Raw genomic sequence first — 15,930 nt, 5'->3', positions numbered from 1 at the left:
GTGGTGTGGTAACTTTATTCTACACGAGGTCGTTATGGGTTTTTTTGTGTTTTCAGCTAGGTGTTGCACTTAATATTACAATTCGTCATATCGAAAGAATAATCAGAGAAGCGCTTTGTTCACTCGGCATCGATTCCTTGGGAAAAACAAGCAAGAGCGACCCCGCAGCGAAGTGAAGCGGCGCGATCTTGTCCCAGGAAAACGGTTCGAGACGAACAAAAAAGCGCAATCCTTCTCGTTAGAGAAAAATTGCACTTTGTCTTCAGTCTCAAAGGGATTTCCTCTTGTTCCTCTTTTAGTCGTCTTAACGATTATCGATCGTTTCAGGATAGAGATCGTGATTGAATAGACGATGCTCTGCCATTTGTTCGTATTTTGTACCAGGCTTGCCGTAATTGTAGTACGGATCAATTGAGATTCCACCACGTGGCGTGAATTTACCCCATACCTCAAGGTAACGAGGTTCCATCAATTTCACGAGATCTTTTCCAATGACGTTGATGCAGTTCTCATGAAAATCACCATGATTACGGAAGCTGAATAAGTACAACTTCAGTGATTTTGATTCGACGAGTTTTTCGTCTGGGATGTACGAGATGTAAATCGTCGCGAAGTCCGGTTGATTCGTGATCGGACAAAGACTCGTGAACTCTGGTGCATTGAATTTCACGAAGTAATCATTTTCTGGGTGACGATTCGGGAATGCTTCGAGAACTTCTGGTTGGTATTCAAAAATATATGGTACGGCTTTTTGGCCGAGTAACGATAAGTCGTTTAAATCTTCAGGTCGCATGAATCATTTCTCCTTAGACGCCACGATCGTTCGCGAAAACGAGGGCATGTAGTTGTGGTAGGACGCGCGCATGATTGAAGCGTTCATCACGGGCGACGCGTTCCCAAAGTGTTTTTAAATCGTGTAGCATGCGTGGAGCGATCGTTCCTTCTTCATGTGGATCAGGATTACCGAGCGATAGATAAAGTGTCTTTAGCGCATATCGTTCTGAAATCATCGCTGCGAAGTCGAGGTCTTCCTCATTAAAGATGACGATTTTAACAGCACGCTGTTGTTCCGGTAAACGTTTAAAAAAGACATCCAAGCGATCGAAATCAATCTTCATCCCACTTGAAGGTGGTTTAGGACTGAGTGTGACGTCATCGATATCAAGCAACCAATTTTGCCAGTAAGAACCTTGGGTTTCGACGGACATCGTGATATTTCGTTCTTTTAGTGCCGCAACCAGTGTGCCGATCGATGCATGAAGTAACGGGTTCCCACCAGAAATCGTCACATGTCCGTAAGAGCCGAGTGTATCGAGGCGTTCTATGATCGTCTCTGCCGTCAAGAGTTCGGGTTTTTCAGAACCATCCCATGTGAAGGCGGAGTCACACCACGAACAGGAGTAATCGCAGCCACCGGTCCGGACGAACATCGTCTTTTGACCAATCGATCGTCCTTCTCCTTGAAATGTTGGTCCGAAAATTTCGAGAACCGGAATTTTTGGTGTTTTTGTTAAGGCACTCATGCTTTGTTCATCCACTCACGACGGACTTCAGCAAAAGCAGTCGGTGTCTCATAGAGCTTGACGAATTCGACACGGAGTCCACGCTCATCCGGAAGGTGTTGTCCGAGTGTCTCGAAAATCCAGGCTGCCATGTTTTCAGCTGTTGTATTCATGTATGGTAACGATTCATTCAGGTAGCGGTGATCCAACAGTGGTTCGAGATGTGTTTTGAAGATTTTTTTGAGGTCACCAAAATCGAGTGTCATACCGCGGTGATCCAGAAAACCGCTGATTCCCATATCGACATGGTACGTGTGACCGTGAAGGGCACGACATTTTCCATCATAATCATATAGGTGGTGCGCTGCGTCGAACGTCAGTTTTTTAACGATCATGACGCGAGATTTCGTATAGATAAGCGAGTCGCCAGTCGGGCGCTCGACCGTTTCAGGTGCTTCGTAATTGAATGTCATGTGTGTTGAACCTCCTTGATGTATGCATTTAATCCATTTTTCCGTAATTCACAGGCTGGGCATTCGCCACAACCATCTCCAATGACGCCGTTGTAACACGTCAACGTGCGATTTCGAACGAAATCAAACGCACCGAGCGAATCGGCAAGTGCCCACGTCTCTTTTTTGTCGAGCCACATGAGTGGCGTGTGAAGTACGAATGGATAGTCCATCGCAAGGTTCAATGTCACGTTGAGTGACTTGATGAAGGCATCACGGCAGTCAGGGTAACCGGAAAAGTCCGTTTCACATACACCAGTGACGATATGACGGATTCCGCGTCCTTTCGCAAGGACGGCTGCGAACGAAAGAAACAGGTGATTTCGTCCATCTACGAAAGTAGAAGGAAGACCATCTTCATTCGTCGTGATGGTTTGGCTGTGGTCAGTCAAGGCGTTACTCGTCAGTTGACTGAGAAGAGAGAGATCAAGCTCATGGTGTTTGACACCAAGCTCAGAGGCGATGTCGCGTGCGACTTCGAGTTCTTGTGCATGACGTTGTCCGTAATTAAACGTCACGACTTCGACTTCTTCGTATTGTTTCAGTGCCTGAAACAAACAAGTCGTTGAGTCTTGGCCGCCACTAAAGACGACAAGAGCACGTTCGTTTTTCATAATGTACACTTCCATTCCTAGTTTTTGTAACGGAGGAGGTTACGAACTCCGGAGACATAGTCTCAACTATTCACACTAGCAGAAGCCATTGAAAAAGTCGACGTTTTCTGATGAAGACAAAAAAAGAGATGCGTATCGTCGATCGGACGGTACGCATCTCTTGCAAGAAGATTAAAGTGGATAGTGATAGTAGCGTTCTTTGACGAGTAGATCTCGAATGTTCGAATCTTCCGAGATGACTTTCATCAGACCACCTGTTTGTGAAGCATGCGCTTCGAGTGCTTTGATCTTTTGATCTGTATAGGCACTGACATCATGAATGAACGTTCCTTCCCCGAGCTCTTCTTTCGTATTGTTCGCGAAAGCGACCGCAAGAAACTCTGGGCGATCAGCAGGATCCATCATCCGAAGGGCACGAACGACGGCGCGAGCTGTCGCTTCATGATCGGGATGGACCGCGTAACCCGGATAGAACGAAATCAAACGAGTTGGTCGTGTCTGTTGAATCAAGGCAAGAATACGGTCAGCAAGTGCTGCTTCATCCTCGAATTCAACGGTCTTATCACGAAGTCCCCACATTTGGAGATCCGAAATCTTCATTTTTGCAGCAGCATCAATCAACTCGCGTTTACGAATCGTTGCGAGCTGTTCCCGGTTCGTAAAGACAGGTCGTCCCATGTTACGTCCCATCTCACCAAGTGTTAGACAAGCGTACGTGACAGGACCACGGTTTTCAGCGTGTTCGATGATCGTACCGGCAGAACTGAAAGCTTCGTCATCCGGGTGAGGGAAGACGACGAGTAAATGATCTTCGTGTGTCATGCGTCTACCTCCTCTGCACCTTGAGCGAATGGTGTCGGGCTAAGTTCAAAAGCAATCGCAAGACGTCCTTCGATATCGTGACCGGCAATCAACAATTGTTCCCCAGCAAATTCGAAGTCAGTCAATCCTTCACCGTATAACCAGCCGTGGGCAAGTTTCAAACCGATCCGGTAAGGTCCGTTTCCTGTGATCAGACCACGTTCGTAAGTGATTTCCGCATTACGGAAAAACATCCCCGCGCTATGGAAAGTTGGATCTTGGTGCGTCGCGTAGGCACCGTTCGTCGTCTCGACGTGTACATATAACGGTGTATTCGCATGTTCATCGATATAACGCTGTATTTCTTGTACATCAATGGCGTGCATAAACTTTTCTCCTCTCCTATACAGAAAGAAGTCCGCGGATATCGCGGACTTCTTAAGCGGATCAAGACTGGACTGTACGATGTGCAGCGTGATCAGTTGGTCCGACGTATTCATTCAAACGGAATGAATGACGAATCGCGGAAGTGATGAAAGATTTTGCTGTACGGACAGCAGCTTCTACCGATGCACCTTTTGCGAGTTCGGCCGTGATTGCTGCAGAGTACGTGCAGCCAGCACCGTGCGTGTACGGTGTCTCGATTCGTTCGTCCTCAATCAGGATAAACTCTTTTCCGTCATAAAGCACGTCAACTGCTTGTGGATGGTCAATCTTGCTGCCACCTTTGACAAGAACGTATTGCGCACCTTTTTCGTGAATCCGTGCTGCTGCAAGTTTCATCTCGTCGATCGTTGCTGGTGTCTTACCAAGGCCCGACAGTTGTCCGGCTTCGAAGACGTTCGGTGTGACGACCGTCGCAAGTGGTGTCAAGACATCACGAAGTGCGTTTGCCGTATCAGGGTTCAGTACTTCGTCTTCACCTTTACAGACCATGACAGGATCAATCACGACGTTTTGAACGCCGGATGATTTGATTTTCTCAGCTACGGCTTCAATGATTTCGACAGTCGGGAGCATACCCGTCTTCATCGCATCAACACCAATACCTCCAAGGACCGTGTGGATTTGTGTCCGGACGAGTTCTGTGTCGATTGGGTAAACCGCATGGTGCCAAGAGTGATCAGGGTCTTGGGCGACGATGACCGTCAAAGCATTCATTCCATAGACACCAAGTTCTTGGAATGTTTTCAAATCAGCTTGAATACCAGCTCCACCGCTCGTGTCGGAACCAGCAATCGTTAAGGCTTTACGTTTTGTCATGGGGCATTCCTCCTAAAGAAATAGACAATCCTTCTTGTTCTTCATCATAGCGAATTATGGGAAAAACAACAACTGTCGACGCTTCTAACGTACACAAAACCCCACCTCTTTTGAGTAGGCGGGGCAAGTACTTATTTAATGAATAAGAAGTCGAGAATATAGTAGATCAAGGCAGCGAAAGCCATCGAAATCGGCAATGTGATGACCCATGTGATGAGCATACGTTGTGCAGTTCCCCATTTTACACCTTTCTTACGGTGTGATGTACCTACACCCAAGATGGCAGAAGAGATGACGTGTGTCGTCGAAACCGGAAGATGAATCGCTGTCGCTCCAAAGATGATCGCTGCTGATGTTAAGTCAGCTGCAACCCCATTGACCGGACGGATTTTCATGATTTGACCACCAACTGTTTTGATGATCCGCCATCCACCGACAGATGTTCCGAGACCCATCGCGATCGCACATGAGAGTTTAACCCAAGTCGCAACTTCGTGATCTGTTTGATAACCAGATGAGATCAAAGCAAGCGTGATGATCCCCATCGCTTTTTGTGCGTCGTTCGTACCGTGTGTATACGACTGCAAAGCAGCGGTTGCAATTTGAACATGACGGAAGCGACGATTCGTCTTCGCCAAGTTTCCTTTTTTGAAGATGACTTTAAAGATTGCATAAACGATGAAACCAAGTGTGAATGCGAGTACTGGTGAAATGAGCAAGGCTTGAACGATTTTCAAGAAGCCTTTTGCTTCGATTCCTCCGAATCCAACAGAGGCAACAGCAGCACCAGCAATCGAACCGATCAGTGTATGCGAAGAACTTGACGGAATACCGAAGTACCAAGTCAAAAGGTTCCAGGCAATGGCTGAAATCAAGGCAGCGATGACGACGTAGCTACCATGTTCAAGTGTTGACGGGTCAACGATGTCACCAGAGATCGTTTTTGCGACTCCAGTGAACGTGATTGCACCTAGGAAGTTCATCGATGCAGCCAAGATGATGGCATGACGTGGTTTCAAAGCACGAGTCGACACCGAAGTCGCGATCGAGTTCGCTGTATCGTGGAAACCGTTGATGAAGTCGAAGCTAAGTGCGAGAATCACGATTATGGCGGTGATGATAAACAGGCTATCCATCTCGTTAGCTCCTCACTTAAGCGTTTTTCATGATGATCGTTTCAATGACGTTAGCTGCATCTTGGCAGTAGTCCGCGATTGATTCGAGCGATTCATAGATTTCTTTATATTGGATGATTTTAATTGGATCTGTTTCTGTTGCGAACAATGCTTTGATCGATTTACGGCGTAGGTTGTCACAAATCGTCTCTTGTTCTTTGATTTTGATGACGTGTTCACGCATCGGTTGCAATTTACGTGCAACAAGAAGATCCATTGACATCGCGAGTTCTGTGACAGCGATGTTGATTTCATCGACGAACTTGATCATGTGCTCGTCTGCTTGAACGATATTGTAGATTTCGAAGATCGCTGAACATTCTTCAAAACCGTCTAAGACGTCATCAAGTGCGTTAGCAAGTGCGAGTAAGTCTTCACGGTCGATCGGCGTGATGAACGCATTGTTCAAGTCGATGATCAACTGGTGCATCAAATCGTCCCCAGCTGTTTCGAAGTCTTTTACTTTATGTGCAAATTCTTTTACATCCGCGATGCCGTTGATTTTAAAGTCAACGAAGAATTGCGAAGTCGTTTTTAAGTGTCCTGCGATTTCGGATAATTTCACTGCGAATGGATCTTGTTTTTTACTAAACATTTCTTCTGCCTCCATATTAAGAACAAGAATAGAATAGTGAAGTAACTTCACGAGTTCGATTGTAGCAGACGGTATTGTAAAAGAATACATTTATGAAGCGTCTTTACGAAATCTTAATAAATCTTAATATGAAGGTGATTGTAGATTTAATAAATTGTCTGACAATGGAAAAATTGAAATGTACTTGATTGAAATGAGTTGGATTACGTTGTAATTGCAAGAGATTGTCTTGTGATTGTAAGAATAAAAGCGCATCAGAAGTGGGAAAAGAGGATATGGCGCATGAAAATCGAATGATATGATTAAGTCTGCGTAATCAGGTAAAAGAGGAGGATTTTATTATGCTCGTACAAAGTTTATGTATTCCGAAGCATCAATGTGTCACGATTTCCGAGACAGCGACGATTCGTGAAGCACTCGACACACTTGAAAAAACCGGATACCGCTGTGTCCCGGTCCTTGACCAATCAGGACAGGACTTCAAGGGCAACATCTATAAGATGCACATCTACCGGCATGGGATGAATGGTGGCAGCTTAGACGACAACGTCATGTCGCTGATTAAGAATACATCCAAATACATCTATACAGGAAGTAATTTCTTTGAAGTCTTCTTCTCGATCAAGGAATTACCGTATATCGCGGTCTTAAATGACGATGGTCATTTCTTCGGTATTCTACCTCACGGAAAAATGCTTGGAATGCTTGAAGAAGCGTGGAACCGTGATTCTGGAAGTTACGTCCTGACAGTAGCCCTAAGTGAACAAAAAGGGGCACTTGAGAAGATCTCGAAGATCGTCAACAAATATTCAACGGTCGCGAGTCTGATGACACTCGATGCGAAGAGTAGCGTCATGCGTCGTGTATTGATTACATTACCGACGGATTGTGACGAGAAGACGAAGAAAAAAATCGTCAAGAAACTTGACGATAAGGGACTTCGAGTCGTTGCTGTCGAAGATTTAGCCGTTCGTGTATAATGGACCCGCACAAGACCAGTTCATGACTGGTCTTTTTTTGAGGGAGAGGAAGGATAGATGATGAAACTATTAATAGTAGGAGCCGGTGCGATGAGTGAGGCACTCGTTCAAGGATGGGTCGCTTCTGGATTTGCACGAGAAGATATCACGATGACGAATCGGAGTGGCGGGATACGCTTGACAGAAGTCGCAGCACGACACGGTGTTCAAACGGTCGAGCAGGAAGATGTCTCCTTATACGATATCGTCATGCTGGGCATGCAACCCGATGGTGTACTCGACTATGTAGCGAATCAACAATGGACGAATCAGACGATTGTTTCGATTGCTGCACATATTACACCATATGAAATCGAACAGTTGGCAAAACGTCCGACAGTCGCTGCCATGCCGAATACTCCAGTCGCACACCGTTTAGGAATGACTGGACTATGGTTCGGCTCACGCGTGAATGAAGAGATCCGAAGTGTAGTCGAGGCATTATTTGGACGTGTCGGAGAAATTGCGGAAGCAAATGAATCGACGATGCCTGCATTCATGGCGGCAGCTGGATGTAGTCCTGCTTTCTTCTATGAAGTCGTAGCTGGCATGGTGCCGGTTTTGACGGATGCTGGTTTTGAAGAAGGAAATGCACGTCGAATCGTTGCTCAAGCGATGAAAGGTTCAGCTGAAATTCTCATGCGCTCCGACGCAAGTACGGATCGTCTGATTGCCGATGTTGCGGCACCTGGTGGACCGACGGATCGTGGCGTCCAAGTGCTACGAGAGCGTCACTTATTCGATACGATGCAAGCGGCACTACGAGAGAGTGCACGCGAAACAGCCGAATAATGGATTCAAAAGAAGCTGACTCAAAAAGAATGACGCGTCTTTTTACGCCCTTATCTTTGTAGAGACTGACATTTGAGTCAGTCTTTTTTTGTTCACGAAAGTTTCACGTGAAACATAAACAAAGCGATTGCATCTTCAAATAAGAATTCGTACACTGTAAAAAGAAACCGTCCAGACGGTACAGTAAATATGAGGGAAGGGGGAGACTATTGGCCAGTGCAAAAGCGCAAGAGACTCGTCGTCGGATTCTTGAAGCAACGACGACGATTATTTTGCAACAAGGATTCACCCAATTGACGCTTGAAGAAGTAGCGAAACAAGCAAATGTCTCAAAAGGTGGACTATTGTACCATTTCGCTTCGAAGGAAGCTTTATTAATGGGGGTCATCGAGGCGCAAGAAGCACGACAATTTGAACTATATGAACAGCATCAGTTGACGATGGGACCGATGGAAGCGTTCGTGACGTTGCAAATCCAGCAACAAGAGGAGTTCCATCTCGACATGGATGCGCTTCTTTACTTGTTGTCCTTGTTAAAGGATCATGCGACGTTCGTCGAGGAACGAAAGCGACAAGCGGAGCAGTTCTTCCGCCAACTGACAGAACAGATGGATCCGGTTGAAGTGTTATCGATTCGCTTTACATTAGACGGTTTGAAATTGTCGGAGCATTTTCAGTTCGGCGCACCGTCTCCAGATGTGCGAGAACGATTAATTCAGCAATTAATAGAACGTGCACGACGACTAGATAAACAAATTGAAGAGTGAGGGAGAACCATACGATGAAAAAGATCATCCAGTTTTCGGTGAACAATAAGTTTGCCCTCTGGCTCATGACGATCATCATCACGGTTGCCGGTATTTATGCGGGAACATCGATGAAGCTCGAGACATTGCCAGACATCACGACACCGACCGTGTCGGTGACGACGATTTATCCAGGTGCTACACCAGAACAAGTTCTAGATGAAGTCAGTCGAGAACTTGAAAGTAAGGTCGAAAATTTATCAGGAGTCGATACTGTACGTTCGACGTCCTTCCAAAATGCATCGAACCTACAAATCGACTATAACTTCAGTACGAATATGGAAGAAGCCGAGCAAAAAGTAAAAGAAGCTCTTTCAAACGTCGAATTGCCGGAAGGTGTTCAGGAACCACAAGTATCACGGATTTCCTTTGATGCATTCCCAGTCATCGGTTTTGCCGTTTCGGATAAGGAACGATCCCTATCTGAATTGACGAAACTCGTTGAAAACGAACTTCAACCAAAGCTTGAAGGAATCGAAGGGGCGCAGACGGTTCAAGTCGCGGGTCAAGAGATTCGCCGGATCGAAATTCGCTTCGATGAGAAAAAACTCGAACGTTACGGTCTAACCGAAGAGAATGCGAAACAATTAATTCAAGCTAATGATTCCCGTTTAGCGCTTGGCTTGTACGAGTTGGGAGATAAGGAACAAGCAGTCGTATTAGATGGAAAAGCAACGACGGTCAAGGAATTAAAAGATCTTCGTCTTCCATATACGCCGCCAGTATCGAATACTCCTGAAGCAGGACAAGCAGGACAAGCAGGACAAGCAGGACAAGCAGGACAAGCAGGACAAGCAGGACAAGCAGGACAAGCAGGACAAGCAGGACAAGCTCCATCGTCAGCCCCTGCGGCATCCCAAACGACACCAGCGACAGGCGCAACGTCCGGTCAGGCAACACAGACGGCGCCAACGCAAGTACCAACTGTCACGTTGTCGCAAGTTGCGACGATTGAGGATAAAGGGATCGAGGAATCGATCTCGCGTTCGAATGGTGAACGATCGATTGGTGTTCAAGTAACAAAGTCGCAAGATGCGAATACAGTCGATGTCGTCAATGCAGTCAAGCAGACGATCAAAGACTTCGAAAAAGAAAACGGTTCGGTCAATGCATCTGTGACACTTGATCAAGGTAAACCAATTGAGGAATCCGTTTCGACGATGATCAGTAAAGCATTGATTGGTGCGTTATTTGCGATTGTCATCATCTTGCTGTTCTTACGAAACATTAAATCAACGATCATTGCTGTTATTTCGATTCCGTTATCCCTTCTGATGGCAATTCTTGTCTTGAAGCAGATGGATATTTCCTTGAACATCATGACACTCGGAGCGATGACGGTCGCGATTGGTCGAGTCGTTGATGATTCCATCGTCGTCATCGAAAATATTTATCGTCGTTTGACGGATCCGACGGAAAAGTTAAAAGGAAAAGAACTGATCATCAGTGCAACACGAGAGGTCTTCATTCCAATCGCTTCGTCGACAGTCGTTACGATCGCGGTCTTCTTGCCACTCGGATTCGTTACGGGATTCGTTGGTGAGCTGTTCTTACCATTCGCGTTGACAGTCGTCTTTGCACTGTTCGCGTCCTTGATCGTTGCGGTTACGGTCGTTCCGATGTTCGCGGATTCGCTCTTTAAGCGTGGTAAAGCACCAAAACCGGAAAAAGAAGAGGGCGGAAAGTTGGCGAATGGGTATCGCCGTATGCTGAATTGGTCTCTTAACCATAAACTCATCGTCTTTGGTCTTTCAGTCTTGCTTTTGATCGGTAGTTTTGCTCTCGTACCAACGATTGGTGTCAACTTCTTGAATCAAGAAGGAGAAAAGACACTCTACGTCACGTACAATCCAAAACCAGGTCAAACGTTGGATGATTCGTTAAAAGCAGCTGATCAAGCAGAAGATTATTTCAACAAACAAAAAAATATCGATAATCTTCAGTTTACCGTCGGTGGAGAAAATCCATTGAATCCAGGGAATACGAAACAAGGGGTCTTCATCGTCCAATACGATCCAGACACGGAAGATTTCGCAGATGTTAAACAGACAGCCATCAAACAGCTGAATGCTGACATTCCGACAGGAGAATGGAAAGAGCAAGACTTTAGTGGTGGCGCAGCTTCGTCAGGCGTCTCGTATTCAATCTTTGCGAGTAATATTGAAGATTTAGAAGCAGTAACACCGAAATTCGTTGATGCGATCGAAGGTGAATCGAAGTATGTTCGAAAAGTAACGACAGATTTAAAAGAAGCGTATACGCAATATACGTTCGAAGTCGATCAGCAAAAAGCGGCTGAATTCGGCGTTTCAACAGCACAACTTGCGCAAGGCATTGCTAATGTCCAAGGAGAAGAAAAACCACTTTCTACTATTAAGGTAGATGGGAAGGAACTCGATGTCATCGTTCCAAACGAACAAACGACATACGATTCCGTTCAAGATTTGGAAGAGACGGATGTCGTGACACCGCTTGGCGTGCGCAAATTGTCCGATTTCGTTGAAGTGAAGAAAGGAACGACTCCTGATTCGCTCAACGAACGTGATGGAAAACTCGTCGCTACCGTTACAGCAGAACTAAAAACGGATAAAGCAACAGAGGCTTCTCAAGCGATTGAAAAGTCCGTTAAAAACATTGATCGTCCGACAGGCGTCTCGTATGAGCAAGGCGGAGTCACAGAGCAGATCCAAGAGTCGTTCACACAACTTGGTCTAGCAATGGCAGCAGCTGTAGCGATCGTCTATCTTGTCCTCGTCATTACGTTTGGAGGAGCATTGACACCACTCGTCATCTTGTTCTCACTTCCATTCGCAATCATCGGTGGACTGGTTGCTCTGTTGATTACAGGAGAGACGATTTCTGTATCATCCTTGATTGGTGCTTTGATGTTGATCGGAATCGTCGTGACGAATGCGATCGTCTTGATCGACCGTGTCATTCATAAAGAAGCGGAAGGTTTATCGACGCGTGAAGCACTACTCGATGCAGCAGGTACACGTTTACGTCCAATCTTGATGACAGCACTTGCGACGATTGGTGCACTTGCACCACTTGCGCTTGGACTCGAAGGTGGCGCATTGATTTCAAAAGGGTTAGGTGTGACGGTCATCGGTGGACTGACAAGTTCGACGTTGTTGACACTCCTTATCGTGCCGATCGTCTATGAATTCTTAGCACGTTTCCGTAAAAAGAAGTCAATTGATTCTTGAAAAAACGATTAAGTGACTCGAACTGACAGGTATGTAGAAATGGCTATCCTAAGCCGTTCTACAACCTGTTTTTTTATTTTGTTACAAAATTATTACGAAAAAGAATATGCGTTAAAGAACTGTAATATGATGAAAATCTGGAACGTGATAGGATAAATACAGAAATTATCTGACAATTCAGACGTACAATACATTCATACATAAGAGGAGAATGAATCGATGAAAGCTGTCACTCGTGTTTTGTTAACCTTAACGTTACTCATCAGTAGTTGGACACTCGTTCCAGCATCAACGCAAGCTGCAACAAGTAAAAAAGTAGTGGTGTCAGTGGATGTGCTGAATATTCGTGCAAAAGCTGCTGTATCAAGTAAACGAGTCGGGCAATTGAAACTTGGACAAGCTGTAACCGTCGTAGGTCAGGTCAAAGAATGGTATCAAATTCGTCATCAAGGGAAATCAGCATACATCGCCTCTACATACACGAAAGCATATAACGCTAAAGCGACGAAAGGTCTTAGTAAAACAGGATCAACGATCGTTTCGGTAGCAGAAGGTCTCAAAGGACGTCCTTATGTTTTTGGTGCGACAGGTCCTGTTAGCTTTGATTGCTCTGGATTTACACGTTACGTTTATCAAGCACTAGGAAAATCACTCCCACGTACGGCAGCGGCTCAATACTCAGCAACAAAACGTACGGCACCTGGCGCTGGGGATCTCGTCTTCTTTACACATGGAAGTGGGATTCAACACGTTGGAATCGCTGTCGATGGCGGTACGATGATCAATGCGAACTCGTATTATGGAAGAGTCGTCAAAGAATCGTTCCGTGGCGGTTACTGGGGATCACGGTATGTAGCGGCAGGAACTCTTTAAACGAAATGAAGCGACGAATTCAAATCGATGAACTCGTCGCTTTTTTATATGGATTCAGGTATAAGGAAGAACGGTCGTTCCAGCAATGAACGTTGACGGTACTTCGATTTGCGGACGAATATTCATATCGTTTCGAACTGTTAGCTGAAAAGCATGTCGTCCGATCGTGGCATACGGAATCGCGATCGTCGTCATCGATAAGACTTCAGCAAGCTCACTTCCATCAAAGCCAATGACAGAGAGATCTCCCGGGACCTGATAGCCTTGTTTTCGTAGTTCCAAGATCAGTCCCGCGGCAACGTGATCACTGGCAGTCAAGATGGCGCTCGGTCGTTGTTTCTGTTGCATCCAGCGCCTTGCGACGTTCGCACCATCTTCGATCGTCAATGTCTGTTCATAGACGAACGCGTCACTGACAACTTCTTGATACGCATGTTTACGCGCCAAACTATTCGTACTGTCGGGGCGCCAGAGACAAATACCAATGCTTGTATGTCCTTGTTGTCGTAGATGTGCAAGTCCCTGTTGAAAGGCCGTATAGTGATCGATATAGACAGCAGCGACGTCTTCGTGGTGTTCACAAAAGACAATCGGTCCATAGCGTTCGTACGGTAAAATCGCTGATAACGGAAGGCTGTGCGACACGACGATGAGTGCGTCGATCTCCTGTTGCGCTAGCGCATCAAGAGCGAGTTGCTCATGCGTTTCCACATAATTCGTTTGCCATGTCAAGAAACGATAACTGGCGTCAAAAGCCGCTTGTGCGATGCCTTGGAGAATGGCGGCGTGATATGGATGATCAACGAATGGGAGCATGACACCGACCGTCTTCGTCATGCCCGTCGAAAGATGGACAGCGGTTTGATTACGGATATAGCCAAGTTTTACTATCGCTTCTCGGACAGCTTGTCGCTTCTCGTTCGCCACGTATGGGTGATCATTTAGTACACGTGAGACTGTCGTGACGGACACGTTTGCTTCACGTGCCAAGTCTCGGATGTTCGTCATCGCGCATCCCTCCTTTAGGTCTGGCGAGATAATCGTTGTTCAAGTCGGCGCCAATCCTGTCGGGAGACGGGAGCCGAAAATGGAGCTGTCTGTTCAGCCAATTCATTGATTTTTGAGAGCAGTCGTGTTTTTTCTTGAGGAGACAAATCAGGATATTGATCAACCAACGTGTGTTGACACAAATAATAGCCTGCTGGTGTGTGCAATTGTTCAATCGCCCATTCAAAAGCAACATTCCGCTTGAATAGCTGGGTTAACCGAGTATGGATCGACATGATGATTACCTCCTTATTTAGTGTATATCAAGACGATAGAGTATGAAACGCGTTTCACGGCAAGAACTATTTTTGAGCAATGGATTGATTGAGAAAATTCAGCAAGAATTGACCGAGTAGACAAAGAAGTCTATGATTGTGACGATACAACACAAAGAGGGGCGAACGTAAAATGGAATCGACAGACTCGAAGCTGGCATTAAAAATGCTCGTTGTTCTATCTCGGACGATGCATGCGGTGACGGAGCAAGTGAAGGCAGACATCAAAACACATCAGTTGAATTTATCGGAATTCGGAGTTCTTGAATTGCTGTACCACAAAGGGGACACGCCTCTACAACAAATTGGCGATAAGATTCTATTAACGAGCGGAAGTGTGACGTATGTCGTGGATAAACTTGAAAAGCGTGGGTTGATTGCGCGAAAATCATGTGCGACGGATCGTCGTGTCACGTTTGGGACATTAACGGAAGCTGGACGCGAACTAATGGAAGAGACATTCCCGAAGCATGAAGCCTTTTTAGCAGACTTATTTAAGGATTTGTCGGTTTCTGAAAAGGAACAATTGATTGATCAGTTGAAACGAATCGGTTTACGAGCCGAACATTATACGCCACTCGAAAATGTGTAAGGATTAGCACTCATAAGATCAAGAAAGCTCTGGTCACGGACTTGAGCTTTTTTTTATTCGTTTGGAAGTCAAACTGATTGACAAACGAAAAGGTGGTTGGTATGTTTAGTTACAGAATTTACTTTAAATAAAAGGGAGAAATAATAATGACTAAATTACTTTATGTAACTGTTAACCCGAAAGCTACAGAACATTCTTTCAGCCTTCAAGTCGGTGAAGCATTCCTCGAAAGCTACAAAGCAGCGAATCCTTCAGCTGAAGTAGAAGTTCTTGATCTATATAACGAAACAGTCCAAGAAATCGATACAGATGTTCTTAGCGCATGGGGCAAATTCGCAACAGGCGAAGAGTTAACAGAAGTGGAGATCGCAAAAGTCGGTACGATGACAAAACATCTCGAGCAATACATGGAAGCAGATGAGTATGTCTTCGTCACACCAATGTGGAACTTCTCTTTCCCAGCACGTCTCAAAATGTACATCGACAGCGTTCTTCTTGCAGGTAAAACATTCGCTTATACTGCAGAAGGTCCAAAAGGCTTGATGGAAGGCAAAAAAGCACTCCACATCCAAGCAACAGGTGGCGTCTACACAGGATCTGGTCTCAACTTCGGTGATGACTACCTCCGTCAAGCGCTTGCTTTCACTGGTGTAACAGATTACGATGCACTCTTCATCGAAGGTATGGCAATGAACCCAGAAAAAGCAGAAGAGATCAAAGAAGCAGCAATCGCTAAAGCAAAAGAACTCGGTCGTTCATTCTCGACTGTCAACGCATAAGATAAGCGTCAAAAAGGCTCCCGCCGTGTCGGGAGCCTTGAGACTGAAGACAAAGCGTAATTTTTCTCTTAACGAG

The 15,930-nt window shown here is 45.6% G+C and carries 18 protein-coding genes; 7 read left to right on the top strand and 11 right to left on the bottom strand.

The genetic code is table 11. From position 1 onward, the window contains the following. Positions 1–304: 304 nt before the first annotated feature. The 9 genes from queF to KNQ15_RS09795 form a co-directional block, all read right to left on the bottom strand. Positions 305–793, bottom strand: a complete 489-nt coding sequence (gene queF / locus KNQ15_RS09835; protein WP_023469726.1) for a preQ(1) synthase — start codon at positions 791–793, stop codon at positions 305–307. Between the two features lie 13 nt (positions 794–806). Then, a complete protein-coding gene (queE, locus tag KNQ15_RS09830) occupies positions 807–1,523 on the bottom strand; it encodes a 7-carboxy-7-deazaguanine synthase QueE (RefSeq protein ID WP_214729113.1) in 717 nt (238 codons plus the stop codon). Further along, positions 1,520–1,975, bottom strand: coding sequence for a 6-carboxytetrahydropterin synthase QueD (queD, locus tag KNQ15_RS09825; protein ID WP_214729111.1), 456 nt, complete (start codon positions 1,973–1,975; stop codon positions 1,520–1,522). The genes queE and queD overlap by 4 nt, the downstream gene beginning before the upstream one ends. Next, on the bottom strand, positions 1,972–2,628 hold the full coding sequence (queC, locus tag KNQ15_RS09820) for a 7-cyano-7-deazaguanine synthase QueC (RefSeq protein WP_214729109.1): 657 nt from the start codon (positions 2,626–2,628) through the stop codon (positions 1,972–1,974). The genes queD and queC overlap by 4 nt, the downstream gene beginning before the upstream one ends. 171 nt (positions 2,629–2,799) lie before the next feature. After that, on the bottom strand, positions 2,800–3,450 hold the full coding sequence (bshB2, locus tag KNQ15_RS09815) for a bacillithiol biosynthesis deacetylase BshB2 (RefSeq protein WP_023469722.1): 651 nt from the start codon (positions 3,448–3,450) through the stop codon (positions 2,800–2,802). Continuing rightward, positions 3,447–3,815, bottom strand: a complete 369-nt coding sequence (locus tag KNQ15_RS09810; protein ID WP_214729107.1) for a YojF family protein — start codon at positions 3,813–3,815, stop codon at positions 3,447–3,449. The genes bshB2 and KNQ15_RS09810 overlap by 4 nt, the downstream gene beginning before the upstream one ends. A 61-nt stretch (positions 3,816–3,876) precedes the next feature. After that, positions 3,877–4,692 carry a pyridoxine/pyridoxal/pyridoxamine kinase gene (pdxK, locus tag KNQ15_RS09805; RefSeq protein WP_023469720.1) on the bottom strand — a complete coding sequence of 272 codons (816 nt, stop codon included), beginning with the start codon at positions 4,690–4,692 and terminating at the stop codon, positions 3,877–3,879. 131 nt (positions 4,693–4,823) lie between these two features. Further along, a complete protein-coding gene (locus KNQ15_RS09800) occupies positions 4,824–5,828 on the bottom strand; it encodes an inorganic phosphate transporter (RefSeq protein ID WP_023469719.1) in 1,005 nt (334 codons plus the stop codon). A gap of 16 nt (positions 5,829–5,844) precedes the next feature. After that, a complete protein-coding gene (locus KNQ15_RS09795; RefSeq protein WP_023469718.1) occupies positions 5,845–6,462 on the bottom strand; it encodes a DUF47 domain-containing protein in 618 nt (205 codons plus the stop codon). 341 nt (positions 6,463–6,803) lie between these two features. Here KNQ15_RS09795 and cbpA point away from each other — a divergent pair, with 341 nt between their 5' ends. The 5 genes from cbpA to KNQ15_RS09770 all read left to right on the top strand — a co-directional run bounded on the left by cbpA (position 6,804) and on the right by KNQ15_RS09770 (position 13,161). After that, a complete protein-coding gene (cbpA, locus tag KNQ15_RS09790; RefSeq protein ID WP_023469717.1) occupies positions 6,804–7,442 on the top strand; it encodes a cyclic di-AMP binding protein CbpA in 639 nt (212 codons plus the stop codon). Positions 7,443–7,499: 57 nt separating this feature from the next. After that, positions 7,500–8,273 (top strand): pyrroline-5-carboxylate reductase family protein, encoded by a 774-nt coding sequence (locus KNQ15_RS09785; RefSeq protein WP_251137658.1) that lies wholly within the window; start codon positions 7,500–7,502, stop codon positions 8,271–8,273. A gap of 209 nt (positions 8,274–8,482) precedes the next feature. After that, entirely contained in the window at positions 8,483–9,040 is a 558-nt protein-coding gene (locus KNQ15_RS09780; RefSeq protein ID WP_214729105.1) for a TetR/AcrR family transcriptional regulator, read from the top strand. Between the two features lie 14 nt (positions 9,041–9,054). Further along, the gene (locus KNQ15_RS09775) at positions 9,055–12,288 is read left to right on the top strand and encodes an efflux RND transporter permease subunit (RefSeq protein WP_214729102.1); all 3,234 of its coding nucleotides are present in this window, start codon (positions 9,055–9,057) and stop codon (positions 12,286–12,288) included. 219 nt (positions 12,289–12,507) lie between these two features. Next, positions 12,508–13,161: a C40 family peptidase gene (locus tag KNQ15_RS09770; RefSeq protein ID WP_050678422.1), complete on the top strand. Its 654-nt coding sequence runs from the start codon at positions 12,508–12,510 to the stop codon at positions 13,159–13,161. A 54-nt stretch (positions 13,162–13,215) separates the two neighbouring features. On the opposite strand, the gene KNQ15_RS09765 is transcribed toward KNQ15_RS09770, so the two are convergent. Together KNQ15_RS09765 and KNQ15_RS09760 are read right to left on the bottom strand one after the other, a co-directional pair. Beyond that, on the bottom strand, positions 13,216–14,169 hold the full coding sequence (locus KNQ15_RS09765; protein ID WP_035412034.1) for a LacI family DNA-binding transcriptional regulator: 954 nt from the start codon (positions 14,167–14,169) through the stop codon (positions 13,216–13,218). 14 nt (positions 14,170–14,183) lie between these two features. Next, the gene (locus KNQ15_RS09760) at positions 14,184–14,444 is read right to left on the bottom strand and encodes a hypothetical protein (RefSeq protein WP_214729100.1); all 261 of its coding nucleotides are present in this window, start codon (positions 14,442–14,444) and stop codon (positions 14,184–14,186) included. A 172-nt stretch (positions 14,445–14,616) separates the two neighbouring features. Between KNQ15_RS09760 and KNQ15_RS09755 the strand changes: the two genes are divergently transcribed. Then, the gene (locus KNQ15_RS09755) at positions 14,617–15,075 is read left to right on the top strand and encodes a MarR family winged helix-turn-helix transcriptional regulator (RefSeq protein ID WP_029342913.1); all 459 of its coding nucleotides are present in this window, start codon (positions 14,617–14,619) and stop codon (positions 15,073–15,075) included. Between the two features lie 146 nt (positions 15,076–15,221). Further along, positions 15,222–15,854, top strand: a complete 633-nt coding sequence (locus KNQ15_RS09750) for an NAD(P)H-dependent oxidoreductase (protein WP_023469709.1) — start codon at positions 15,222–15,224, stop codon at positions 15,852–15,854. Positions 15,855–15,930: the final 76 nt, after the last annotated feature.

Origin of the sequence: Exiguobacterium sp. s168 (assembly GCF_018619035.1) — a bacterium.
GTDB lineage: Bacteria > Bacillota > Bacilli > Exiguobacteriales > Exiguobacteriaceae > Exiguobacterium_A > Exiguobacterium_A acetylicum.
This window is presented reverse-complemented; position numbering and strand designations above follow the sequence as displayed.